The organism is Cupriavidus sp. C2SS-8b (assembly GCF_057073745.1).
Genome location: NZ_CP172716.1, coordinates 937,516 through 962,422 on the forward strand (window position 1 = coordinate 937,516; position 24,907 = coordinate 962,422).

Consider the following 24,907-nt stretch of genomic DNA (forward strand, 5'->3'; position numbering starts at 1 on the left):
TGCTCTTCATCATTGTGCCGGCGCACGTGGCGCCGCCAGTGGCTTTAGCGCTCGAAACGCGAACGGTTGTTGCGCTGCTGGCCACCGAAACCGCCTTCGCGGTTGCCGAAGCTGCGGCCGCCGTCACGGGCGCCACGGTCGCCAAAGCTGCGGTTGTCGCCGCCGGCCTTGCGATCGCCGAAGCTGCGGTCGCCGAAGCTACGCTCGCCACCACGGTAGCCGTTGCCACCTTCGCGGTTGCCGAAACCACGGTTGTCGTCGCCGAACGGACGTGCGCCGTCCTGGCCGCCGCGATTGCCGAAGCCACGGTTTTCACCGCCGAATTTGCGGTCGCCAAAATTACGGTCACCGAAGCTGCGCTCGCCACCACGGTAGCCGCCTTCACGGTTGCCGCGGTTGTCGTCGCCGCCGCGATAGCCGCCGCCTTCCTGGCCGCCGCGATTGCCGAAGCCACGGTTTTCACCGCCGAACTTGCGTTCGCCAAAGCTGCGGTCACCGAAGCTGCGCTCGCCGCCGCGATAGCCGCCACCGTTGCCACGGCCGCCGCCGCCCGGCTTGCCACCGCCAAAGCCAGCACGCGGCTTCGGCGAACGGCGCGGTTCCAGTCCTTCGATCACCGACGCGTCGATGCGATGGTTGGTGAAGCGCTCGATACGGCGCCACTGGAACATGTCGCCATGGTTGACCAGGTTGATCGCGATGCCCGAGCGGCCGGCACGGCCGGTACGGCCGATACGGTGCACGTAGTCCTCGGCTTGCTTGGGCAGGTCGAAGTTCACCACGTGGGTGATGTCCGGCACGTCGATGCCGCGCGCAGCCACGTCGGTGGCCACCAGCACGCGCAGGTTGCCGCGGCGCAGGGCGGTCAGGGTGCGGTTGCGCGCGCCCTGGGTCATGTCGCCGTGCAGGGCACCGGCGGCAAAGCCGGTGTCGGACAGGCGCTCGGCCAGCGAATCGGCATCACGCTTGGTGGCCGTGAACACGATGGCCTGCTTCAGCGAGGAATCGCGCAGCAGGTGGTCGAGCAGGCGCTCCTTGTGCGACATGTCGTCGGTGAAGTGCAGGCGCTGTTCGATATTGCTCTGGTCGGCACGGACCGCGGCGATCTCGATGCGCTGCGGATCCTTCAGCTGGCGCGAAGCGAGTTGCGCAATGCGGGCGTCCAGCGTGGCCGAGAACATCAGCGTCTGGCGGCTGGCCGGCGTGGCGTCGACGATGGCGTCGATGTCATCGGCAAAGCCCATATCCAGCATGCGGTCGGCTTCGTCGAACACCAGCATGTCGAGTGCCGACAGGTCGATGCGGCCAGCCGTGATGTGGTCAAGCAGGCGGCCCGGCGTGGCGACCAGGATGTCCGGCATCTTGGACAGCATGGCGAGCTGCTTCGGGTAAGGCATGCCGCCCAGAATGCTCGCGCAGACGATGCGGCGCATGTTGCGGCCATACTTGGCAGCGGCTTCGGTCACCTGCAGGGCCAGTTCGCGCGTGGGCGTCAGCACCAGCAGCGACGGCTGTGCCGGCGACGGACGGGGACGCTTGCCCTTCATGCGCTTGGCGGGTTCGGTCGGGCGGTTCGGCGCCGGCTTTTCGCTGATGCGCTGGATCGCGGGCAGCATGAACGCCGCCGTCTTGCCCGAGCCGGTCTGGCTCGATACCAGCAGGTCGCGGCCAGCCAGGAAGGCCGGAATGGCCTGCGCCTGGACCGGCGTCGGGTTGTTGTAGTTCAGTTCGGAGAGTGCGCGCAGGATGGCCGCATCGAGGCCAAGCGCGGCGAAACCGTTCTCCACTGCATCGGCGCTGGTCGTCGTTTCTTCCGGGCCATTGAGCATGGCGTCGAGCTTGTCGAGCGGGCTTTGGTCGGCGGAAGTGATCGAAGCGTCGGTGGCGGAGGCAATAGCTTGCTCCGCACGAATGTCGTGCTGGGTCATGTCGTAATGATCAAAAATGCATGGCACCCCTGCAACGCAAATCGAAATAGGGGTGGGCGCAGTGCAAAGTCTTTAAAAAGGCTTCGGCGCCAATCGGTGAGGCCGTTACGACAGACTCAGCTGACAGTACGGCGGCAGGCAGGGGTGTAGGCAGGCGCTAGGCCAGCCGCTGTTCCCTGGCAGGCAAACAGCTCAGTTCAGGCTGTTCAACAGGATCGGAGACGAGGCTACGTCGGTGAGCGGTGCGTTCTGTCGGCTGCTGAATCGAGGCAAAAACCTTGTTCGGCAGCGGAAAACAGAGCTTGGGAGGGCAGCGGATACGCCTTGGCGGGATGTGCCTGGCGGGTGGCGGAACTCACAGTTGCGAAACTCACGGCGCGGATTATAGCAGAACCGCGAAAAATTGTTGCGCTGCGAAAAGGTAACCAGATATGTCGGCCACGCGATACATCGTGCACCTGGCGCTGGCACTCACTCACGTGGGCTGCCAGTTACGGGTTGAAAGCAGGAGGGGCCAGCCTATACTCAAGGCGCGAGCAACGAGATTGCTCGACCGGGGCGGACAATCAAGTTCCCGTATTGGCCTCCTACAGCGATACTGAATCACTGCTCGCTGTGAGCATTGCGGTCATTGTCGTCGCTGCCAGAATTCCTGCGAACCTCCGGGTGGTCCGGTGGATCGTCCGCGTCATGGGCGGAGTCATGGGAAGCCTGCTCGACAAGAAATGACCGAACTGCTGATGGCGTTGACCCAGGAAGTCCGGGGCCGTCCGCAACCAGCCCGCCAGGCCATGGCGGGCTTTCTATTTCTGGCTCGGGCGTTGAAGCCCGACGTCACTTTCGGGGCAGCTTGCCCTCGATTCGCTCCAGCGGACGGACGTGTGGATTCGCCGGCCAGCCCTGCGGATACGAAACCAGGCGCGATGACCCCCGTTGCCGCAGTGCGTGCCACACGCGCCCGCTCGCGCCACCGCTGCGGCTGCCCCCGAGAATGGCGCTCATGGCCTCCCGGTCTAGGTCGACGTTCTCGGTCAGGTCCTTGATGACGATCACTGCCATGGCTTTCTCCGGTCGTGCGGCGCCGCGTCCGCGCGGGGCGGCGCCGGTTCAGTATAGGCGTGCGTTTTGATGTGCAGGCACGCCGCTGCACCCATCGATATTCATCTTCCCGCACGGCAAAAAACCGCAGGAGTCGTGCCAGCGTTCCAGCCATTCGCCTGGGAACGCGCCCATGGCAATCTCTGCGCGGATTTGCAGGTTGAAAGGACATCCCACGCCGCGCGAGATTTGCAGCGGTCTGTCGGGACATTGCCAACAGTTCGATGCTTCTGTTGGTTCGCCGCCGACAGTGGCTTGCAGTCGATGTGACCGGCTCGCGCGCAACGTGGCGATCGCGCCGCGGCGTCGGCACGCGACGGTTTGCGGATGCCAAGAGTGCGCACTAGTATCCATCGTGGATGGGGCGTTTGCATGAATGCGTTCCGCTCGAATCGATATCGGGGCAACGCCGGTGGCCAGTGTCAGAGACCTGATTCAGAAGTTCCAGAACGGCGGGTTGTCCGACGACGAATTCGTTGCGTCCTTCGACATGGCGTTGGCACAGGAGCGCACCACGCCGAGCCAGCTGGCGCGCGTGATCATCGAAGAGAACACCCGCTTCCCGTTTCCGCCCGGCGTATATGCCGAGGTCATGCGCCGCATCGAGCGCAGCGGCACCACGCAGTTCGATCCGGCGGGCGATTCCACCCACATGGAAGGGCCCGTGACGGGCTCGCTCTATGCCACCTCGCCGGCCGTCGGCACGGTGCCGCCCGCCTCGCGGCCCAAGGGCGTGGGCGATACCCTGAACGGTCGCTTCGTGCTGGAAGAGTGCCTTGGCGTCGGCGGCATGGGAACGGTGTATAAGGCCCTTGACCTGCGCAAGCTGGAGGCATCGGACCGCAAGCCGTATATCGCGATCAAGGTCCTCAACCTGCAGTTCAGCGGCCACCCGAAATCGCTGATCGCGCTGCAGCGCGAAGCGCGCAAGGCGCAGACGCTCGCGCACCGGAATATCGTCACCGTTTACGACTTCGACCGTGACGGCCCGGTGGTCTTCCTGACCATGGAATACCTGCCGGGCAGGCCGCTGAGCCAGGTCCTCAAGGCGCCCGGTTTCACCGGCATGCCTGTGGCCAAGGCCATGCCCATCATCGCCGGCATGGGCCACGCGCTGGCCTATGCGCACGAGCGCGGCTTCGTGCATTGCGACTTCAAGCCCGCCAACGTGTTCCTGACCGACAGCAGCGAAGTGAAGGTGATCGACTTCGGCATTGCGCGCGGCTTCCTGCCGCCGGCCGATGAATCGGACAAGACCGTTTTCGATCCCGGCTCGCTCGGCGGCATGACCCCGGCCTACGCGAGCCCCGAGATGTTCGAGCACCGCGAGCCCGATCCGCGCGACGACATCTATGCGCTGGCTTGCGTGACCTACGAGTTGCTGACCGGCAGGCATCCGTATGAACGCATGTCTGCAAACCAGGCGCGCGCGGCGGGGCTGAAGCCGGTGCAGCCGCGCGAGCTGTCGCGCACGCAATGGAAGACGCTGCGCGAGGCCTTGTCGCTGGACCGCGAGACGCGCACGCCCACGGTCGAGCGCTTCCTGGCGGGCATGAGCACGGCGCCTGGCGTATCGGCGCGGCAGCGCTCCGCGCTGCTGGCGGGCGCCGCCGTGGCGGCCCTGGCAGGCGTCACGGCGGTGGGCTACCTTGCATGGCGCACCAGCCGGCCGGCGCAGACGCCGCCGGCGGTGGCGCAGGTTGACGGTTGGTCCACCACGCCCACCACGCCCTCCGCGCCGGCAGTTCCTCCTGCGCCTGCCGCACGACCACCCTCCGAGCCGTTCTCGATGCCGGCCGTGCTGCGCGTGACGGCCGCGGTGCCATGCTCGCTGCTGGCTGCGACTTCGCCAGAGAACGGCAGGGTGCGCGTGCGTGGCTACCTTGCGGAAAGCGTGGGCGTGTCGCGCCTGCGCGAGCAGCTCAACGCGCTGCCGGGCGTGAAGTCGCTCGATGTCGATACGCAGCCGCTCAGCGCCGACAAGTGCGATGTCGCGCGCATGATCGCGCCGTACTGGTCGGGCCGCCGCGAAGGGGCGGTCGCATCGTCGCTGCGCACGCGCGGCGAAAAGCTGCAGCTCACCGAAGGCACGCCGCTGGTGCTCGAACTGCGCACGCCTGCGCAGGATTCCTACGTGTACGTCGACTACTTCGCGGCCGATGGCAATGTCGCCCATCTCGTCCCGAGTGCGCGCGTGCCGAACCACCAGGCGCCGGCCAGCTATAGCGCCACGATTGGCGATAGCGGCGACTGGGTGGTCTCGCGTCCGTTCGGCACGGAGCTGGTGGTGCTGCTGACGACGCCCGCACCGTTGTTCGACGGGCGGCGTTCCGACGTGGAATCGCGGCAGGACTACCTGAAGGCGCTAGAAAAGCCGCTCGGGCAGATGGCCCGCAAGTATGGGCAGGACCGCATCAGCGCGGACCTCGTGGAGATCTCCACGCGCGCGAAATAGGCATCGGCAAAATCAGGCATCGGCAAAATCAGGCATCGGCAAAATTGCCATCGGCGAAGCCGGACGCGTCAACGCCGCTACTTCATGTCGCGCGCGACGCGGAAGCCGTTCTGCGACTGCCGCACGCTCGCGCTGTACTTGAAGCGGGTCGATGACACCATGTAGCTCGCGCCTTCAAGCCATGAGCCTCCGCGGATCACGCGCGCGCCGCAGCTTGCTTCTTCCCAGCTGCGGCCATCGACGGGCGCGTTCTTGTAGCTGCTGTGCCAGCAATCTCTGACCCATTCCCACACGCCGCCATTGACGTCGTAGAGGCCGAACGGATTGGCCGCGAACGAGCCCACGTTGGCGGGCGCATCCGCGCTCCACGGCTCGCCGCAGTCCTTGCAGTTGGCCGTGCCCTTGCGCATCTGGTCGCCCCACCAGAATGCCGAGGCGGTGCCGCCGCGCGCCGCGTATTCCCATTCGGCTTCGGTAGGCAGGCGGTAGGCCTTGCCGGTGGTCTTGCTGAGCCAGCCCACGTACTGCTGCGCATCATCCCAGCTGACATCGCGGATCGGCGCGGTCTTGGCACTGTTCGCCACGGTGGCGATGCGATCGCACCCGCCGGTGTCGACGCAGGCGTTCCATTGCTCGACGGTCACCTCATAGCGGCCGATCGCGAATGGCTGGCTGATCGTGACATGGTGCGGCGGCTTTTCGGCCGGATCGCTGGCATTGCTGCCCATCGTGAAGCTGCCGGCCGGCAGGCTCACCATCACGGGGCAGACCGGGCAGTCGCGGATCTCGACGCCCTTGGCTTCGGCCGGCTTGCGCTCCGCGCCCAGGCTGACCGAGCCGGACGCTGTCGTGCCTTGCCGTGCGGATGGCGCTGCCGATGTCGCGGCGCCGGCTGCGGCCGCTGCGGGCGCTGCCGCGGTGGCGGGTGGCGTGGGACGTTGCTGCACGGGTGGCGCGGGCTTGGCGGGCTGCGTTGCGGCGGCGGGCGGCTGGGCCGGCTTGGCGCGCTCCGGCGGCGCGCCTTTGGCGGCCGGGGCGCTGGCTGCGGCGAGGCGTTCAATGCGCGCTTTGGCCAGCGACGCAAAGCGGCCGTTCGGATACTGCTTGAGATACGCCTCGTAGTCGCCGGCGTAGTTGCTGTTCTTGATCGATTCCCAGAACGTCAGCTCGTATTGTTCATCGCTGTTCTTCGGCAGGATGCCGGCCAGCAGCATCGGCGCCGCATCCGGCGCGGCCGACATGGGGCCGGCCTTCGCATCAGGAAGCGCGCTGGCGGCCAGCACGAATGCGACGAGAACTACAGGAGATGTGCGCCACATTTTCGGACCCTGTTGGAACTGCGGCCAGCCCGATGCGCGCGCTTGGGCGGCGCCTGGGCGCATTGTGGTGTTGCGGTGACGTCGGCTTGCTTCAAGATAGCACAGCGTTTGTGAATCCGGAGGTGCTTGCATGCGGCGCGGTGGCGCGCAGCGCATCGGTGTTGCGGCAAGCCGCGCGCCGATGTCATGGCGAGTTCGCTTTTTGCGGGGTTCCGTCCTAACCTAATACCGAATCGCCGAGCGCTGGCCAAAAGCAACCAGAAGAACGATGGGCTTGCGGGACAACGTGATCGGGTTTCGGACACTCTCCGGGAGGCGCCGCGTATGTCCAGACGATTCCTGTTCCGCCTGCTGGCGGCCATGGCCGTTGCCGTGGTGCCATCCGTCTCGATGCCGACCGCGGCGCCGCAGAATGCCGAGGTCTATATCATCTGGCCACCCGATGGCGCGGTCATCTCCGGCGGCAAGTTCTGGATCCGCATGGGCCTGCGCAATATGGGCGTGTGTCCCAAGGGGATCGAGTCGACCAAGTGCGGCCATCATCATCTGCTGATCGACACTGACCTGCCGCCGCTGGACAAGGAAATTCCCTCCGACAAGAACCACCTGCACTTCGGCGCGGGGGAAACCGATGCGCGCATTGAATTGCCGCCGGGCAAGCACACGCTGCAGCTGCTGCTCGGCGATGCGAAGCACGTGCCGTTCGATCCGCCGCTGTATTCGAAGAAGATCACCATCACGGTGAAATAGCGCGAGGGGATCCACCATGCTCAAGCTGCTAGCCGCCGCCTTGCTCGGCGCGAGTCTGTTGCTGCCGGCCGCGGCCATGGCTGGGGAGACGCCGGCGCCGCCCGACGCCTACCTGTACATTGGCTTCCCGAACAACGGACAGGTGCTGCCCGCGGGCAAGCCGTTCCGCGTATGGTTTGGCCTGCGCAACATGGGCGTGGCGCCGAAGGACGTCAAGTTTCCGAAGACCGGCCACCACCACTTGCTGATCGACGTGGATCTGCCACCCATGGACAAGGAAATCCCGAACGATCGCAACCACCTGCATTTCGGTGCCGGCGAAACCGAGACCATGGTCGAGCTGCCGCCCGGCAAGCACACCCTGCAGTTGCTGATGGGCGATGACAAGCACATCCCGACCAATCCGCCGGTGTACTCGAAGAAGATCACCATCTACGTGAAGTAATTGCATCGGCGCGGCGGCGCTCATGCCGCTGCGCATCGAGCGCGGCTGTCGCCTGACGGCCAACAGATATCGTGCAACTGTCGGTCGCCACCCATCATTCGGGGTGGCGTGGTTGCGATTCCGGTCTACGCTTCAACTTCCGCGATGCCGTTGAAACCCGCTTGCCTGCAGGCTCTTGCGGCCAGACCGGTACGCGTATCGCGAGCCTGGCACGCCCTATGCGTCAGTGCTCCGGAAAGCAACACCAGAGCATTGCCGTCCTACCGAAGCGCCGTTGTTGCCGCCGCCATTTCAGGGTTGGTGCGCGCGCCGGCGCGAACCACAATACAGACACGCAAATGCAAGTCCGTTCACCGCGGTGGCCGGGCTGCGCGCGTGGTTGCAGGAAGACATCGTGATCAACGCCTCTGCCGATTTGCCACTGACTGTTTCGCGGCCGTGCCGTGCCACCGTATGGATCGCCGCTGCAGCCTGCGCGGGCGCGCTTGCCGGCTGCGCGGACGTCCGGCCGCCGGTGTATGAACGTCCGCAAACGCCCGCCAAGACGGAGTGGACGCGACAGGGGTCGATCACCGTATCGCCGACCGAGACCGTGCAGCCCAATTGGTGGCAAGGCTTCCGCGATCCGTATCTCGACAAGCTGATCACGCAGGCGCTATCGGGCAACTACGACATCAAGGTGCTGGCCGCGCGCATCCGCGTTGCGCAGGCGCAGATCGGCGAAGCCAAGGCCGGCCAGTTGCCGGTGGTCGATCTCAACGCCGGCGGCAGTGTCACCAAGACGACCGGACAGACGACCGTGCGCAGCTTCAGCGCGGGCGCGCAGTTGAGCTGGGACATCGATATCTGGGGCAAGGTCGAAAAAGGCGTGCAGGCGCAGACCGCCGAGTTCCATGCTACCGAGGCGGACTGGCGCGCCGGCTACCTGACGCTGGCCGCCGATGTCTCCACGACATACTTCCAGATCCTGCAGTTCGACGAACAGATCGACCAGCAGGCGCGCACGGTGCAGAAGAACGGGCAGATCCTCAACACCTACCAGGCCATGTTCCAGAATGGGCTGGTGCCGAAGATCCGCGTGATGCAGCAGCAGGCCGAAATCAACCGGCTCACTAAGGACCTGATCGAGCTGCGCCGCTCGCGTGACGTGACCGAGAACGCGCTGGCCACGCTGGTTGGCGTGCCCGCAGGCAATCTCAAGGTGCCGCCGGGCAAGCTGCAGGACCGCGTGCAGCCGCCGCCGGTGCCGGCGGGGCTGCCGTCGCAGCTGCTCGCGCGCCGGCCCGATATCGTGGCCGCGGAGTATCGCGTGCTGGCGGCCTACGACATCGTCGGCCAGGCGCGGCTCGCGCAACTGCCTAGCATCAGCCTGACCGCAAACGGCGGCGCGGCCAGTTTCGCGCTGAGCAGCTTGCTGAAGACCTTTACCTTCGGCATCGCGCCGGCGATCAACCTGCCGATGCTGGACCCCAATGTCCGCGCCCGCATCAAGACCACGGAGGCACAGGTCAAGGTTGTGGAAAACGAATACGGCCGCACCGTGATGAACGCGTTCGAAGAGGTGGAATCCGCGCTGGTCAATGTCGACGCGCACAAGAAACAGCGCATCGAGTTGCAGCAACAGGTTGACCAGCTGCGCGTGGTGTCGGCGCAGATCGAGGCGCAGCTCAAGGAAGGCGTGGTGTCGCAGCTGGAAGTCTTCGAGACCGAGCGCTCGCTGCTGACCGCACAGTTGTCCTTGTTGGCCGTCCACCAACAGATCCTTGCCGATACTGTCACGCTGTACAAGGCGCTCGGCGGTGGCTGGTCCGACGTGCAGGTGCGCAACGCCGCGTCGAACAGCAGGCCCTGACGGCTGCGCGCCACGCAGCGTTCACGATACTTCGGTTCCCGGCAACACAGCACACCCCGGCGGTTTGCGCCGCATGGGCGACACCCTGCGCGCAAGGGCAGGCACTCAGCCAATTGACTAGCGAGAGGCGTGGCCTACTATGTTGATTGTCGATTCATCCTCGCGGTGCGGCAGCGGTCAAGGCTGCGCTGTTGGTTTCTTGGAAACATGGCTCCTGACGATGCACTGATCATGGAAATGCCGGTGAGGATGGGTCAGGAGTTCGACATTCTGCTGACGCCGGTCTCTCGTCCGGAGCTGGGCGAGATCCGCATCGGCGACGACCTGTTCGCCGTCGGGCGGACCGAGGCTCCCTTCATTTCCTACCCCGAAGAGCTGACCGCGGCACTGTCGCGCCGGCATGCGCGCATCTTTGCCGAGCATGGCGCGGTCTACGTGGCGGACCTGGGCAGCAAGAACGGCACGCGCATCAATGGCGCCGATGTTGCCGGACATCCGCTGCGGCTCAGCGATGGCGACGAGCTGTCGTTCGGTTCGGCGCTCTCGTTCCATGTCAGGCTTTCGCCGCGCGTGCCCGCGGCGGAGCCGCCTCGCGTCGCGATCACGCTGCTGCCGGAGCGCAACGAACTGGGTCTGCAGCCGGTCGAGCTGAACAGCTTCCCGTACCTGATCAGCAAGGCCGACGACACCTTTGCGCGCTACCGTGACAGCCATCCGCAGCAGGTCAACTACCTGTCGCGGCGCCACGCGCATATCTACCTGAAGTGTGGCGTACCGTTCCTGGAGGACCTGGGCAGCACCAACGGGACGTTCGTCAACGGTCACCGGCTCACCGACCACGGCGTGCCGCTCAATGACGGCGACCTGATCGCGTTTGGCGGCAGCCACTTCGTCTACAAGGTCGCGGTGCTGCGGGAAGGCGATGCCGAAGCCACCGCTACGCGCACCGTGTTCGCGGGCGAACAGGCGGCGCCCGATGTGGAGCCCGTCGCCGAGCATGCCGCGGCCCCGATGCCCGATGACGGCGCCGACAAGACCACCTTTGTCGGGGCCGCCGATTCGTTCCTCGATATCTTCTGCGTCGACTATGCGGCGCGGCAGGAAGACGAGGTCAACGCCGAAGCCGAGGCACAAGCCGCGGCAGCCACCGATACGTCCGCACGCAAAGGGAGCCGCCCGCGCAGCCGCATGGCGATGCTGGCGGCAGAGATTGCCGGGCGCTTCGGCCTGAACGATCCTGCGCGCATGAAGCGCGCGGGGCGCTGGGGCGCGGTTGTCGTCGCGCTCGCCGCGGTCGGCGTGGTCGCGCTCTACCTGCGCGGCATGCCCGAGCGCGACGTGAAGTCGCTGCTTGCCGGGGGCCGGTATGCGCAGGCGGCGAAGGCTGCTGACGCTTATCTCGCGGGGCATCCCGACGATGCATCGTTCCAGGCCATGGGGACCGAGGCGCTGCTGCGCGCCTACGTGCCGCAATGGGCCGGCAAGCTCAAGGCGCAGGATTTCAGCGGCGCCGCCACGCTGTTGGCCGAGATGGTCTCGGCCAGCCAGCACAACGCGGACGCCCGACCGCTGGTGGGCGAGCTGGAATGGATCGGCAACCTCGAACGCTACTTTGCGCAGCGCGGCGGCGCCGATGCGCCAATCCGCCTCTATACGGACGAAGCGGTGATACGCAGCCTGCTGACGCACTGGAACCAGGACACCGCTGCGCACCAGCGCGCGCTCGGCCGCATCGCGGGATACGAGCCCGCGTTCCGCGATGTCTACGCCAACGCGCTGAGCGATGTGCGCAAGCTGCAGACGGACGAGTCGGTGTACCTGGCCGCGATCGACCGGCTCAATGCGACCATTGCCACCGAGCTTGGGCGCGACCAGCCAGAAGCCTTGCAGCCGGTGCTCGCCGACTACAAGGAGAAGTACCCGCGCCTGTCCGGCCTGGACAAGCTGCAGGACGACCTGCGCCGCTACACCGCGCTGATGCAGCCGCTGCGCTCGCGCAACCCGGGGCCGCTGGTGGCGCGCATGGCTGACGCGAAGTTCGCCACGCCGCCGTTCCAGGCGCAGTACGCACGGCTGGCGCCGCGCCTGCCCGGCGCCGACATGGCGCGCCAGTACGCGGCGGCGGAACAGGCCTGGCAGAGCGGCGACAGTGCCACGGCCATCGCGGGCCTGCGCAGCATCAGCGCGGGACCGTGGGGTGACGACGTAGCGAAAGACGCGGCGCACAAGCAGCAAGTCGCCGCACAGTACGCGGCACTGCAAGGCGCGCGTGGCGCCGGTGGCTACGAAGACAAGCTGCTTGGCTTCTACGCGATGCTCGACCCTGACGAGGACAAGTTTTTCGCCAAGGCGGTGGAGAACGATGTCACGGCGATTCGCGACAGCGCCCTGCGACGCGCGCGCGAGCAGATGAGCCGCGCGATCGCCGGCTGGAAGCAATACCGCGCCAACGGACAGATCGGGGGCGAGCAGCGGCTGGAAGCGGGCATTTCACCGAAGTTCCGCGACCAGGCGCGGCGGTTGGCGCAGGCGCAGGAAGACGCGCGGCAGGCGCTGCGCATCGTCGGTCAGCTCAAGGCCGGCGAGAGCGCCGACCTGGCGCAATGGAACAAGGCGGAAGAAGAGATCCGCGCGGAAGTGGACCAGCAGCGCCGCGCACTGCAGGAATTGCGCATGGTGCTCGATCCGGCCGTGCTCAAGGCGAAGCTGGAACTGCTCGGTGGTGAAGGCCAGGGTGCCGCAGCGCAAGCCGCCGCGGCGACGGACAAGCCGAAAGAGGGGCGGCCATGAAGGATGCACAGGGCGGCAACCGTCTCAGGCCCCTGTCCGAGGCACTTGAGGACCACGGCGGCGAGGGCCTCGCCATCCTCACCGCCGAACCATGGCGGCTGAGCCTGCTCACGGTCGTGACCACCTTTGCGCTGGTGGTGGTCGCGCTGATCTGGTCGTTCTTCGGCCACGCGGATGTGATCGTCACGGCCGAAGGCACGCTGGCGCCGGAATCGGAAGTCCGTCGCTTCTACGCGCCCGTCGATGGCGAACTGGCCGACCTGTATGTCGCCGAGGGGCAGCCAGTCTCCAAGGACGATGTGCTGGCCCGCCTGAACGCGCGCGGGGCGATCGAAGCGGCGGCCAACGCGCTGGAAGCACAACTGAAGCTGGAGGACTCGGAGCGCGAGTGGAAGCAGTTCCCGGAAAAGAAGGCGCTGATGGAACGCCGCGCCGCCGCGCTCAAGCAGCAGATCGACGTGTCCACGCGCCAGCATGAAACACGCATTGCCGAAGGCACCACCAAGCTCACCGAGCAGCAGCGCGCGCAGGTACAGGAAGCCCGCAGCAATGTCGAGAACTCGCGGCGCGCACGCGATTTCGCGCGCCAGGAACAGGACCGCTATGCGCGTTTGTTCGCGCTGCCGGGCGGTGGCGGCGTGTCGCAGTCGCAGGTCGAAGCCAAGCGCGCGGCCACGCAGGAGGCCGACAACACCCTGCGCGTGGCGCAGTCCCGGCTGGCCGAACTGGAAGCCCGGCAAGGCCAGGAACTGACGCAGGCCAACGTGCAGCTCGAAAGCAGCGGGCAGGAGCTGGCGGGCCTGCGCGTGCAGTACGACGCGGCGATGCGCGACATCGCCAGCACCGAGGACAAGCTGCGCCTGCAGGTGCAGACCGCGCGCCTGGTGGCCGAGGCAGCCGCGCGCATCCGCTTCGAGAATATCGACAAGGACAATTTCCTGCTGATCCTGGCGCCGGTGTCGGGTGTCATCACGGATGTCACGTCGACACAGCGCGGCGACAAGATCCAGGCGAATACGCCGATCGGCGGCATCGCGCCCAATGACGCGCGCCCCGTGCTCAAGATCGCCATTGCCGAGCGCGACCGCGCGTTCCTGAAGGAAGGCCTGCCAGTCAAGCTCAAGTTCAACGCGTTTCCGTACCAGCGCTACGGGCTGATCGAAGGCACGCTCGAATACATCTCGCCGGCGACCAAGCCCGGGGCGGACAAGCAGCCGGTCTATGAGGGCCGCATCCGCCTGTCACGCGACTACTACGCCGTCGGAGACAGCCGTTATCCATTGCGCTACGGCATGACCGCCACGGCCGAGATCGTGGTGCGCGAGCGCCGGCTGATCGACCTTGGCCTGGATCCGTTCCGCCAGGTGGCGGGGTAGCGGGCACGGGTCACACGAACAAGGATCGCGACCGCGCGCAGCGCGGCCGATAAAGGAGGTAGGGCCATGACAGGCATCGTGCGTATCGACGACGAGGTACTGGGCGTCGAGGAATTCATCCGCCTGCTCAAGTTCACGGGGCAGTTCGAAGGCTTGGTCGAGCAGATGGTGCGCGACAAGCTGACAGTGCACGCCGCGAAGCGGGCGGGCCTGGCGCTGCCGCAGGAAGATATCCAGGAGCGCGCCGACCAGTTCCGGCGCGTGCAGGGCCTGCACCGCGCTGCGGACATGAACCACTATCTCGACGCACTGGGCGTGAGCCTGGACGAGTTCGAGGTCTTCATCACCGACAGCCTCTACCAGGAACGGATGATGGAGCAGGTCTGCAGCGAAGCCGCGGTGCACGAATATTTCCAGCTCAATTCGCCGCGCTTCGACAGCATCGAGGTCAGCCATATCGTGGTGGACAGCGAGGGCAAGGCCAAGGAGCTGATCTCGTACCTGCAGGATGATCCGGACAGCTTCGCCGAGATGGCGCGCGAGCATTCGATTGCCGATACGCGCGAGCGCGGCGGCGACATCGGCAAGGTGCTGCGCGGTTCGCTCAAGACCGATATCGAGGCGAAAGTCTTCAATGCCGAGACCGGCGACCTGCTCGGGCCGTTCGCCTCGCCGGACCGCGCGTTCTTCGAGGTCTTCCTGGTGCGCGCCAAGCATCCCGCGACGCTGGACAGCGACGTGGCGGTGGAGGTGCGCCGGCTCCTGCGTGAAGAGTGGCTGATGGCAAGGGCGCAGGAACATGTCATCGAAGCCCGCTAGCGAAGACGGGGCGGCGGCAGCGGTGCCGCCGCCATCGGTCGCGTCTCCCGCGCCGGTTGCTGCGTCAGTCGCCGCGTCGCTTGCCGATTTCCTGGCGACCGTGGAGATCCTCTCGGCCCTGACGCGCGAGGAACTGGAGCAGCTTGCCGACGCGGCGCAGACGCAGACCTTCGGCTTTGGCGACACCGTGTGCAATGCCGGCGAGCCGGCGCCCGGACTGTATATCGTGAAGACCGGTTCCGTGCGGGTCTTCAACGAGGAGCACGGCAAGGAAATCAGCATGGGCGTGCGCAAGACCGGCGAGGTGTTCGCCGACATTGCGCTGCTGCGCGAGTACCACCATGAGTCGTCGGTGCGCGCGTCGGGCAAGACCGAGCTGCTGATGATCCCGCGCAGCGTCGGCGAAAAGGTGGTGGCGGGCAACCAGGCGGCGCTGGCCTTCATCACGAGCTATGTCGCCATCAGTTCCGCGGGCGGCTTCGTGGCGCGGCTGTTCGACCTGCGCGGCAAGCTGGACCGGCGCGAGCTGGAAGACGCGGTGCGCAGCGTGGGCGTGAAGCGCGTGGCCGCGGGCAAGGAGATCCTGAAGCAGGACGGGCGCGAGGACCGGCGGCTTTACGTCGTGCGCCAGGGCACCGTGCGAATGGTGCGCACGGAGGACGGCGACGAGTTTTCGCTGGCGACGCTGGGCCAGGGCGATATCTTCGGCGAACGCGCCTGCGTGATGCGCCAGGAACAGATCGCCTCGGCCATCGCCGAGACCGAGGTGCGCCTGCTGGTGATCCCCGAGAAGACCGTGCAGATCATCCTGGAGCGCAACCCGCGCCTGCGCGAGGTGCTGGAGGAACGCATCCGCGTGGTGGACCGCGAACTGCACCGGCAGAAGAAGCTGGCCGAGCGCCGCAAACGGCCGGTGCTGCTCGACCTGCATTCCAAGCCCGAACTCGGTGAACGCCTGATCCGCCGCTTCGCGCTGGTCGAACAGGCCGAGGAGATGGATTGCGGCGCCGCGTGCCTGGCCATGATCTGCCGGCACTATGGCATCCCGATGTCATTGGGCAAGCTGCGCGAACTGGCCAACGTGACCACGCAGGGCGCCACGCTGGAAAGCCTGGCGCGCGCCGGTGAGTCGCTGGGCTTCACCACGCGCGGCGTGCAGTGCACGCGGGACTCGCTGATGGGGTTCGAGCTGCCGTTCATCGTGCACTGGGAGGGCTACCACTACGTAATCGTGTACGGCGTGTCGGGGCGCTGGGTGTGGGTCGCGGACCCGGGCATCGGCTTTCGCAAGATGAGCACGGAAGAGTTCGAGCGCGGCTGGAGCGGCACCTGCCTGCTGTTCAGCCCCGGCGAGAGCATGACGCAACTGTCAGTGCAGCGCTCGCCGTGGCTGCGTTTCATCAGCTACCTGGCGCCGTACAAGAAGATCCTGGCGCACCTGTTCCTGGCCACCTTCGTGATCCAGATGCTCGGCGTGGTGCCGCCGCTCATCATCCAGAACATCCTGGACGGCGTGGTGGTGCACCAGAACATCGGCCTGCTGCACCTGCTGATCGTCGGGCTGATCATCGCCAACGTGTTTTCGCAGCTGATGGCGACGATCCGTGCCTACCTGGCCAACTTCATGGTGCGCAATATGGATTTCGCCATGATGTCGCACTTCTTCAAGCACACGCTGTCATTGCCGCTGTCGTTCTTTGCCAAGCGCAAGACCGGCGATATCTTCGCGCGCTTCCAGGAGAACCAGACCATCCGCGCCTTCCTGACCGAATCCACGGTGACGACGGCGCTGAACCTGCTGATGGTGTTCATCTACTTCACCATCATGTTCCTCTACAACGTCAAGCTGACGCTGCTCCTGATCGCGTTCGTGATCCCGATCGCGGCGCTGACGGTGGTGGTTACGCCCAAGGTGAAGGCTTATGCGCGTGAAGTGTTCGCGACGTCGACGGACGCCAAGGCCTATCTCATGGAGACACTTGGCGGCGCCGAGACCGTGAAAGGCATGGGGATTGAGCGACCCGTGCGCCTGCGCTGGGAGGCCAAGTACGCCAAGTCGCTGGAAAAGCAATACCAGGCGCAAGCCTTCCATATCCTCATCGGCATGATCAGCCAGCTGCTCAACGCGGCCACGACCATCGCCGTGCTGTGGGTGGGCGCCACACTGGTGCTGCAGCGCGAACTGACCATCGGTCAGCTCATCGCGTTCAATGCCTTCATGGGCAGCGTGCTGGCGCCGCTGATGGGCCTCGTGGCGCTGTGGGGTCAGCTCAACGATGCCGGCGTGGCGATGGAGCGTCTCGGCGACGTGCTTGACCTGGAGCCCGAGCAGAAGCCGCAGGACGTGATGTCGCGCGTGATGCTGCCGGACCTGCAGGGCGAGATCGAGATGGATGGGCTCTACTTCCGCTACGGCGGCGAGGACACGGCCTATGTGCTCGAGAACATCAGCTTGCATATCCGGCCCGGCGAGATGGTCGCCATTGTCGGACGCAGCGGCTCGGGCAAGACCACGCTGGCCAAGCTGCTGGTCGGGTTCTACCGGCCGACGGAAGGCTCGATGAAGGTGGACGGCTATGACATCGGGGTGATCGACACCGAGTTCTACCGTGCGCAGGTAGGCTACGTGATGCAGACCAACCTGCTGTTCTCGGGCACCATCGCGGAGAACATCGCCTGCGGCGATGAAAGCCCCGATCGCCGTCGCATCGAGGAAGTGGCCCGCATGGCCGACGCCCACCCGTTCATCACCAAGCTGCCGCTCGGCTACGAGCAGATCGTCGGCGAGCGCGGCATGGGGCTGTCGGGCGGGCAGATCCAGCGGCTGTGCATTGCGCGCGCGCTGTATCACGACCCGCGGCTGCTGGTGTTCGACGAAGCCACGTCCGCGCTCGACACCCAGTCCGAGAGCAACATCCTGGCCAATATGCAGGAGATCCTGCGCGGGCGCACGGCGGTGATCATCGCGCACCGCCTGAGCACGATCATGCAGGCCGACAAGATCCTGGTGCTGTACGAAGGCGCCATCGTCGAACAGGGCCGGCACGAGGAACTGCTCGATCGCAAGGGCATGTACTACCAGCTGGTGCACAAGCAACTGAGTTCAGCATGAAGCTCTACAACCAGGGCGCCCGGCCGCCCGCCGCCGATGCCGCCAGCACCTCCGCCGTCTCGTTCGCGGGGCTGATGGAGAAGATCGAGATACTGCGCTCCACGCTGCGCTGGTCGTCGCGGCTGGAACGGGTCGATATCGAGAAGCTGCTCAAGCAGGCCACCACGCTGCGCGACGAGGTGATGGGGCTGTCGCACAAGGAGCGCTTCGTGCAGGCCGCGGCCGGGGGCGAGGCGCCAGTGCAGGAAGAAGTCGAGCGCATGCCGCGCGAGCGGCGCCAGGCGCTGCTCGAACGCAGCTTTATTTTTGAAGGCACCTTTGGCGACAACCCGAAGCTGCTCGAATCGCTTGAGATCGCCGAGAAGGCGGCGCCCACCGACCTGCCCGTGCTGATCGACGGCGAAAGCGGCACCGGCAAGGAACTGATGGCCAAGGTGATCCACGCCAACGGCTCGCGCCAGGAGCGGCCGTTTATCTCGGTCAACTGCGGCGCGATCCCGGACAGCCTGCTGGAGTCGGAGTTGTTCGGCCACAAGAAGGGCGCGTTCACGGGCGCAAGCAATGACCGGCGCGGCAAGTTCGAGAGCGCGCATACGGGAACCATCTTCCTCGACGAGATCGGCGAGCTGCCGCTGACAGGACAGGTCAAGCTGCTACGCGTGCTGGAGGCGCACGAAATCCAGCGCGTGGGGTCGGACGAAGTGATTGCCGTCGATACGCGCATCGTCGCCGCGACCAACAAGGACCTGCGGCGCATGAGCCAGGAGGGGACCTTCCGCGAAGACCTGTTTTACCGGCTCAGCGTGATCCACGTGTCGCTGCCGGCATTGCGCGAGCGGCGCGATGAAATCCCGTTGCTGGTGGCCTACTTCAGCGACGAGGCCGCCGGCCTGCTCAAGCGGCGGCCGGTCAGGCTCACGCCGCGGTTGCGGGATTTCCTGATGCACTACGAATATCCGGGGAATATCCGCGAGCTACGGAACCTGTTGTACCGGGTGTCTTGCCTGGCTGGAGATACGGCGGACCTGGTCCACCTGCCGGTCGATATACGGCCAAAGCCCGCCACGCTGGCCGTGGTGCCGATCGGTCCTGTCGGCGCGCTTTCAGCGCTGCCCACGTCCCTGGGCGAGGCCAAGCGGGCCGCTAGCGATGAAGCGGAACGGGCGTTTCTTGAACGAGGGCTGCAAGAGGTCGGCGGGACGGTGGCCGAACTGGCGCGGCGGTGCGATATGAATCGGTCGCACTTGCAGATGCTGCTCAAGAAGCATGGGATTCATTCGAAGGATTTTCGGGGGGCGAAGGGGGCAGGGGACAAGGGGCTTTAGGTGTTGAAACGCGGGGCCTATGCCTCTACCTCCGGATTTACCAGGGTCCTGTCCGCATAAGGATCCTCAGCACGTACTACCACCACGGTGACATTGTCGTGGCCCCCATGATCCAGCGCCATTTTTACGAGCGACTGGGCTGTTGCATCAAGGTCGCTACCGCTGGCCAGTGCGCTTGCAATCGCATCATCCTCGACTTCATTGCTTAATCCATCGCTGCAAAGCAGGAACACGTCGCCATCTGTGACATCGGCGAACAGCTGTTCAGGCAACAGCGTGTCGGCTGCGCCCACGGCGCGCGTGATGGTGTTGTGCGCGGGATGGTGCCGCGCTTCCTCTGCCGTGATGAGCCCGCGTGCGAGCAAACGCTCCACCTGGCTGTGATCGCGCGTCAGGCGCTGCAGCCGCCCGCCGCGTAGCCGGTAGAGCCGGCTGTCGCCGGCCCAAAGAAATCCGCAACGCCTGTCACCGGCTGCCAGCACCACGACAGTGGTGCCTACGCAGCGCACCTGCAGGCGCGAGGCTTCGGCAATCAGCGTGCGATTGACGTCCTGCAGCGCGGCGCCTACGTCGGCCAGCCGTTCTTCCAGCGACGGTCGTGCCGGCAGCGATGCCAACGCCTGCGTGACGGCCTGGCTGGCGAAGTCGCCAACGGCATGGCCACCCATGCCGTCAGCGACGACCCAGATGCCCAGGTCCGGCAGATCCAGGCACGCGTCTTCATTGCGCTCGCGCACGCGGCCCACGTCGGTGCAGGCCGCCGATGCCCAGCGGAATTGCGTCACGCCAGTCAAGATGACCTCCAAGGTCAAGGATCGGTTGTTTATCTGACCAGCATAGAAGTTGTTGCTGGTCTCGCAAAAGTTGATCAACGTGGTCCCGGCCGATTGGCGAGCCTGCGCATCCATCTTTGCCCATGTCGCCTTCCAGCGTAGTGGTGGCGACGGGCCAACAGCCGGGCCGCCAAGGGCGTTGGCGGCGTCCCGACAGGCGCGGAGGCCTTGGGGGGCCACATTCCCCGCTATGGCCCAGGCGGCGCCAGCCGGGTGCACTGGCACACTTCCTGCTGAAGCCTGGCACGACGCGACAATGATCGCCGCGTCCAGACACCCGAGGCCAGACTAGCCAGTACAAGCATGGCCCAGGTCAGCCAGCGGGCGGCCTGAAACGTTTCTTGTACAGAACACGAAGGAGCCAGTCATGTCCGGACTGATCGTCAGAGCAGATTGCGCCGTGTATCGCGGTCGCCAGAGCCACCGCACCGGCCAGCCTGCCGCCGTGGGAGGCCGGCACGCCGGCAGCAGGTTTGGCCACCACATGCCGCGCCGCGCGCGGCTGGCTTCGCAGGGACGGCCTCCGATCGCAGGCGAATGCCGGCGGCGGTGACTGTGGGTGCTTGGGGTAGATCTGTTGAGGATAAAGCGAGGGCTTGGTCCCGCCGACAGGAATCGAACCTGTATCTAGCGCTTAGGAGGCGCTCGTTCTATCCATTGAACTACGGCGAGGGACAGAGCTGTCAGGACCGCGGTTCCGCAGGGTTGCGGTGATCCTGAAGACGGGGCGGAGTATATCAAAAACCTCCCGCCTGGAGCGGCTTCCGGGCCGTGGTGGGCTATCGCTGGTGCGCGGATTCAGGCGTCGCTGCTTTCGGCGCGGCGTCAATCCAATGGAAGGTGGTCAGCCTCATAGCGTTCCACCAGCATGGAAAGGACTTCGAGCTGATCGCCTTCGGGGGTTCCCGGCGCGGGATCCGCGTCCACCAGTGTCGAGAGTGCGTTCAGGGCATTCCGGTAGTCGGCTTCGGTATGTATTGGGCGAAATTCCATGGTTCTCGTTCAGTAACCGCTTTCGTTTGCGCATGACGCCGCCAAGGCATGCCGAAAGCCGCCTTGGGGGCTACAGAATTGCGGCATTCGCGCCGCTGTCAGGTTATCTCTTGTGATGCACCAACCGGTCCCACCAATACTGCACCGGATGTTCATGCTCCGGATAGAACGGCGACTTATGGAAGAATTCGGCCCGCACGGCAAAGATGTACAGGGCGACGATGATTGCGGCGACGAGCAGGGCGGTAAGCATGGCGGTCTCCCGTGGCAGGAACCGACTTCATTCTAGGTAGCCACGGCGCTAGTGCGCGCTGGTTTTCGAGAAAAGCTGGATCACCGCCACGCCGGCGATGATCAGGCCGATCCCGACGCAGGCCGCCAGATCCGGCACCTGGCGGTACAGCACCATGGCGATCAGGGTGACCAGCACGATGCCGGCGCCGCTCCAGATGGCATAGGCGACCCCGACCGGAACCGTCTTCATGACCAGCATCAGCAGGTAGAAGGCGCACGCGTAGCCGGCCACGACCAGGAGGCTGGGCACCAGCCGGATGACCTCGGCAACAATGGCCAACGCCAGGAGCAAATATCCGTTCATCATGGAAACGAGGGAATGCGGGTAGGCAGGGTCGCAAAGTGCGCCCGACCACCCAGGTGTTGTACAGGCACAGCAGACAAGGACGGATCCCCACCTTGCGGTGGTTGTGCGACGCAGTATTGCAGTTTTGAATGATAGTGTGCAGCCTGCGCGGCATGACGGGCTGTCACGCATCGATAGCGGTTCCCGGCCGACCTTCAAAAAAAACGTACGGCGGCGGGCTTTTGGTTTCCTGGGGGGAGCGGTATGACACATCAAGGCATTGACGGAGAGACCGTCTGGCCTGCCACGCGTATGGCCCCGGCCGACGCGGATGAATCGGGCGTCTGGCAGAACACCATCGCGGCGGCGGACTACGCGCTGGAGGAGGCAACCCGCATCCAGCGCGGGGTGCAGAGCAATCTCAAGCTGATGCAGGAAGTCCGGGCGCTGCGCGAGGAACTGCGCAAGGCCCACGCGGAGGCCGACCGCTACCGCGGCATGCATGCGCGCGTGGTGGTCAGCATGCGCCAGCTCGAGGAGGAGCAGGCCGCCGAGGTCGGCCGCCTGCAGACCGAGAACGAGATGCTGCTGGTGCGCCACCGCGTCTACAAGCTGCTGTCCGAGCACTACGGCCTGGCGGCGCTGCGCTTCGAAACCGCCGCCTTCTGCGAACATCGCGACCGCGTGCTCCAGCACGTGCTGTTCCAGCGGCGCAAGGGCGTCGCGCTCGAAGACATCCGGTTCCGCGATATCGCCTTCCTGCTGCTCTAGGATTTCCAGGGCGGGCTCAGGCTGCCTTGCGGCGCAGCACCAGCAGCGCCATCATGCCGCCCGCCACGCCCCAGAAGGCCGAGCCCACGCCGGCCAGCGTCATGCCCGATGCCGTGATCATGAACGTGAGCAGGGCGGCTTCGCGTTCGTCCGGCGTCTGCATGGCCACGGTCAGGCCATTGGCGATCGATCCCAGCAGCGCAAAGGCGGCCAGCGCCACCACCACGGCCTTCGGAAAGGCGGCGAACAGTGCCGCAATGCTGGCGGCCAGGACGCCCGCCACCAGGTAACCCACGCCGCAAACGACGGCCGCAGTGTAGCGCCGGGCCGGGTCGGCGTCGGCCTGCGGACCGGTGCAGATGGCGGCCGTGATCGCCGCCAGGTTGATGCCGTGCGAGCCGAACGGCGCCAGCACGGCCGAGGCGAAGCCCGTCACGGTGATCAGCGGCGATGCCGGCACGTGGTAGCCGTCGGCGCGCAGCACCGCCAGGCCCGGGATGTTCTGCGAAGCCAGCGCCACGATAAACAGTGGGATGGCGATGCTGACAAAGGCCTGGAACGAGAATGCCGGCGTGGTCCAGACCGGCACCGCCACCGCCAGCCGGAACCCCTCGAAGTGCAACTGGCCCAGCGCGCCGGCCAGCGCCACCCCGACCAGCAGCACGCCCGGCACCGCGTAGCGCGGCCACCAGCGTCGGCCGGCCAGGTAGGCCGCGAACATCGCCAGCATCAGCACGGTCTGGTCCTGGGCCTGCACGAACACATCCACGCTGATCCGGAACAGGATGCCGGCCAGCAGGGCCGACGCGATGCTGGCCGGCAGCGCGCGCATCAGCTTGTCGAACCAGCCGGTGAGCCCGGCGGCCGTCATCATCAATGCGGCCATCAGGAAAGCGCCAATTGCCTCGGGGTAGGGCACGCCGGGCAGGCTGGCGATCAGCAGCGCCGCGCCCGGCGTCGACCACGCCACCACGACGGGCACGCGCATGGCCAGGGACAGGCTGATGGTGGTGACACCCATGCCGATGGACAGCGCCCACAGCCATGACGAAATCTGCGCGCTGCTCAGGTGAGCGGCCTGCCCGGCCTGGATCATCAGCACCAGCGAGCTGGTATAGCCGGTCAGCGTGGCGATCAGGCCGGCGACGAATGCGGAAACGGAAAGATCGGAGAGCTTGAGGGAGGTGGCAGGCATGGGGCGGCAGGGCGGCAGGGCGACAGGCGACGTAAGCGGCACGCCCGCCATCTTCGCATGACTGCCGGCCGCCCTGCCATGCCTGCGGGACTTGCCGTGACTCAGTCCGCGACCTTGTCGCTCGGGAACTTGAACGAATCGCGCAGCAGGTAGCTCATGGGGATGTCGAGCGTGATGCCATGCGGGGGAATCGGGGCCTGGAACCACTTGCGGTACAGCTTTGGCGTTTCCTGGTCGTAGACGGCGGTGACCAGCGTCTTGTCCACCAGCTTCTTGAATTCGGCGTCGCCCTTGGGAAGCATGATGGCGTAGGGCTCGATGGTCAGCATCTCGCCCGTGACCTTGAAATCGGTGGGGCGGCTGGCGTTGGCGCGCAGGCCGTACAGCAGCACGTCGTCCATCACGAAGGCGTCGGCCTTGCCGGCTTCCACCATGGCAAAGGCCTGGGCATGGTCCTTGGCCTCGACCAGGTGCCACTGCATCACGCCGCCTTCGTCCATCTTGCGCAGCATGGCCAGCGGCGTGGTGCCTGACGTGGAAACCACGGTCTTGCCGCGCAGGTCGGCCCACCGGGCGATGCCCGAATCGCTCTTCACGATCATGCGGCTGCCGGCGATGTAGTGCGGGATGGTAAAGGCGACCTGTTCGCGCCGCTCGCGGTTGTTGGTGGTCGAGCCGCACTCCAGGTCGGCCTTGCCCCCGGCGATCGCGGCAATCCGGTTGGCGGGCGTGACCGGCACCCATTCGACGCGCAGCCCGGGCATATGCAGCGAACTGCGCACGGCATCGGCGATCTTCAGGCACAGGTCCACCGCATAGCCGACCGGCTTGCCGTTGGCCACGAACGAGAACGGCACCGAGCTTTCGCGGTGGGCAATGCGGATCACGCCGGTCTGCTGGATATGCTGCAGCACCGGCGGCGGGGCGGCTTGCGCGGGCCCGGTGGCCAGCAAGCCGGCGCAGGCCAGCAAAGACAAGACAAAGGCGACATTGGGGCGCGAAGCCCGGCGCGACTGACCCGGATCGATCATGGAAACCCTCGTCAAAAGATAACGAAAACAAGTGGCGGCCGTTAGGTCGGTTCCATCTGGTCCCGTGCGGCTCTGAAGTGTCGTTGTCGTGCTGTCACCCCGAACGGGCGCTCGTGCCGGTAATCTGCCCCGGAACCACGAGTGCTGCGCGGGCTATTGTTCCATGTGCGCCGCATGGCGGACAACATGCCCTTGCACGGCCGTGCGACGCTAGCAACGGCAGGCCGCGGGTCCA

The 24,907-nt window shown here is 65.9% G+C and carries 19 protein-coding genes and 1 tRNA gene; 10 read left to right on the forward strand and 10 right to left on the reverse strand.

Annotation, left to right across the window (positions count from 1 at the left end; genetic code table 11):
- Positions 1-44 precede the first annotated feature (44 nt).
- Together ACIGJB_RS04290 and ACIGJB_RS04295 are read right to left on the reverse strand one after the other, a co-directional pair.
- Positions 45-1,928, reverse strand: coding sequence for a DEAD/DEAH box helicase (locus tag ACIGJB_RS04290; protein ID WP_483731554.1), 1,884 nt, complete (start codon positions 1,926-1,928; stop codon positions 45-47).
- 834 nt (positions 1,929-2,762) lie between these two features.
- Positions 2,763-2,987, reverse strand: a complete 225-nt coding sequence (locus ACIGJB_RS04295; RefSeq protein ID WP_483731555.1) for a hypothetical protein — start codon at positions 2,985-2,987, stop codon at positions 2,763-2,765.
- Between the two features lie 415 nt (positions 2,988-3,402).
- Here ACIGJB_RS04295 and ACIGJB_RS04300 point away from each other — a divergent pair, with 415 nt between their 5' ends.
- A complete protein-coding gene (locus ACIGJB_RS04300; RefSeq protein WP_483731556.1) occupies positions 3,403-5,481 on the forward strand; it encodes a serine/threonine-protein kinase in 2,079 nt (692 codons plus the stop codon).
- A gap of 77 nt (positions 5,482-5,558) precedes the next feature.
- Here the strand turns inward: ACIGJB_RS04300 and ACIGJB_RS04305 are convergent, their stop codons facing one another.
- Positions 5,559-6,800, reverse strand: coding sequence for a formylglycine-generating enzyme family protein (locus ACIGJB_RS04305; protein WP_483731557.1), 1,242 nt, complete (start codon positions 6,798-6,800; stop codon positions 5,559-5,561).
- A 324-nt stretch (positions 6,801-7,124) separates the two neighbouring features.
- Between ACIGJB_RS04305 and ACIGJB_RS04310 the strand changes: the two genes are divergently transcribed.
- The 8 genes from ACIGJB_RS04310 to ACIGJB_RS04345 all read left to right on the forward strand — a co-directional run bounded on the left by ACIGJB_RS04310 (position 7,125) and on the right by ACIGJB_RS04345 (position 19,269).
- Positions 7,125-7,550: a DUF4399 domain-containing protein gene (locus ACIGJB_RS04310; protein WP_483731558.1), complete on the forward strand. Its 426-nt coding sequence runs from the start codon at positions 7,125-7,127 to the stop codon at positions 7,548-7,550.
- A gap of 16 nt (positions 7,551-7,566) precedes the next feature.
- On the forward strand, positions 7,567-7,995 hold the full coding sequence (locus ACIGJB_RS04315; protein ID WP_483708749.1) for a DUF4399 domain-containing protein: 429 nt from the start codon (positions 7,567-7,569) through the stop codon (positions 7,993-7,995).
- 394 nt (positions 7,996-8,389) lie between these two features.
- Positions 8,390-9,847, forward strand: a complete 1,458-nt coding sequence (locus ACIGJB_RS04320; RefSeq protein ID WP_483731559.1) for an efflux transporter outer membrane subunit — start codon at positions 8,390-8,392, stop codon at positions 9,845-9,847.
- 207 nt (positions 9,848-10,054) lie between these two features.
- Positions 10,055-12,637: an FHA domain-containing protein gene (locus ACIGJB_RS04325; protein WP_483731560.1), complete on the forward strand. Its 2,583-nt coding sequence runs from the start codon at positions 10,055-10,057 to the stop codon at positions 12,635-12,637.
- Positions 12,634-14,013: a beta-barrel domain-containing protein gene (locus tag ACIGJB_RS04330; RefSeq protein ID WP_483731561.1), complete on the forward strand. Its 1,380-nt coding sequence runs from the start codon at positions 12,634-12,636 to the stop codon at positions 14,011-14,013. Before ACIGJB_RS04325 ends, ACIGJB_RS04330 begins: the two co-directional genes overlap by 4 nt.
- A gap of 66 nt (positions 14,014-14,079) precedes the next feature.
- A complete protein-coding gene (locus ACIGJB_RS04335) occupies positions 14,080-14,832 on the forward strand; it encodes a peptidylprolyl isomerase (RefSeq protein WP_483731562.1) in 753 nt (250 codons plus the stop codon).
- The gene (locus ACIGJB_RS04340) at positions 14,813-17,944 is read left to right on the forward strand and encodes a peptidase domain-containing ABC transporter (protein ID WP_483731563.1); all 3,132 of its coding nucleotides are present in this window, start codon (positions 14,813-14,815) and stop codon (positions 17,942-17,944) included. The genes ACIGJB_RS04335 and ACIGJB_RS04340 overlap by 20 nt, the downstream gene beginning before the upstream one ends.
- On the forward strand, positions 17,941-19,269 hold the full coding sequence (locus tag ACIGJB_RS04345) for a sigma-54 interaction domain-containing protein (protein ID WP_483731564.1): 1,329 nt from the start codon (positions 17,941-17,943) through the stop codon (positions 19,267-19,269). Before ACIGJB_RS04340 ends, ACIGJB_RS04345 begins: the two co-directional genes overlap by 4 nt.
- Positions 19,270-19,286: 17 nt before the next feature.
- On the opposite strand, the gene ACIGJB_RS04350 is transcribed toward ACIGJB_RS04345, so the two are convergent.
- The 5 genes from ACIGJB_RS04350 to ACIGJB_RS04370 form a co-directional block, all read right to left on the reverse strand.
- The gene (locus ACIGJB_RS04350) at positions 19,287-20,063 is read right to left on the reverse strand and encodes a PP2C family protein-serine/threonine phosphatase (protein ID WP_483731565.1); all 777 of its coding nucleotides are present in this window, start codon (positions 20,061-20,063) and stop codon (positions 19,287-19,289) included.
- A 636-nt stretch (positions 20,064-20,699) separates the two neighbouring features.
- Positions 20,700-20,774: transfer RNA gene (locus ACIGJB_RS04355), tRNA-Arg, on the reverse strand.
- 153 nt (positions 20,775-20,927) lie between these two features.
- The gene (locus tag ACIGJB_RS04360; protein ID WP_483731566.1) at positions 20,928-21,095 is read right to left on the reverse strand and encodes a hypothetical protein; all 168 of its coding nucleotides are present in this window, start codon (positions 21,093-21,095) and stop codon (positions 20,928-20,930) included.
- A 103-nt stretch (positions 21,096-21,198) separates the two neighbouring features.
- A complete protein-coding gene (locus tag ACIGJB_RS04365) occupies positions 21,199-21,348 on the reverse strand; it encodes a hypothetical protein (protein ID WP_483731567.1) in 150 nt (49 codons plus the stop codon).
- 48 nt (positions 21,349-21,396) lie between these two features.
- Positions 21,397-21,693, reverse strand: a complete 297-nt coding sequence (locus tag ACIGJB_RS04370; protein ID WP_483732253.1) for a DMT family transporter — start codon at positions 21,691-21,693, stop codon at positions 21,397-21,399.
- Positions 21,694-21,939: 246 nt separating this feature from the next.
- Between ACIGJB_RS04370 and ACIGJB_RS04375 the strand changes: the two genes are divergently transcribed.
- A complete protein-coding gene (locus ACIGJB_RS04375; protein WP_483731568.1) occupies positions 21,940-22,446 on the forward strand; it encodes a hypothetical protein in 507 nt (168 codons plus the stop codon).
- Positions 22,447-22,462: 16 nt separating this feature from the next.
- Here ACIGJB_RS04375 and ACIGJB_RS04380 read toward each other — a convergent pair whose 3' ends face one another.
- Positions 22,463-23,641 carry a benzoate/H(+) symporter BenE family transporter gene (locus tag ACIGJB_RS04380; RefSeq protein WP_483731569.1) on the reverse strand — a complete coding sequence of 393 codons (1,179 nt, stop codon included), beginning with the start codon at positions 23,639-23,641 and terminating at the stop codon, positions 22,463-22,465.
- 101 nt (positions 23,642-23,742) lie between these two features.
- Complete coding sequence (locus ACIGJB_RS04385; protein ID WP_483731570.1) at positions 23,743-24,672, reverse strand: amino acid ABC transporter substrate-binding protein; 930 nt, start codon at positions 24,670-24,672, stop codon at positions 23,743-23,745.
- Positions 24,673-24,907 lie beyond the last annotated feature (235 nt).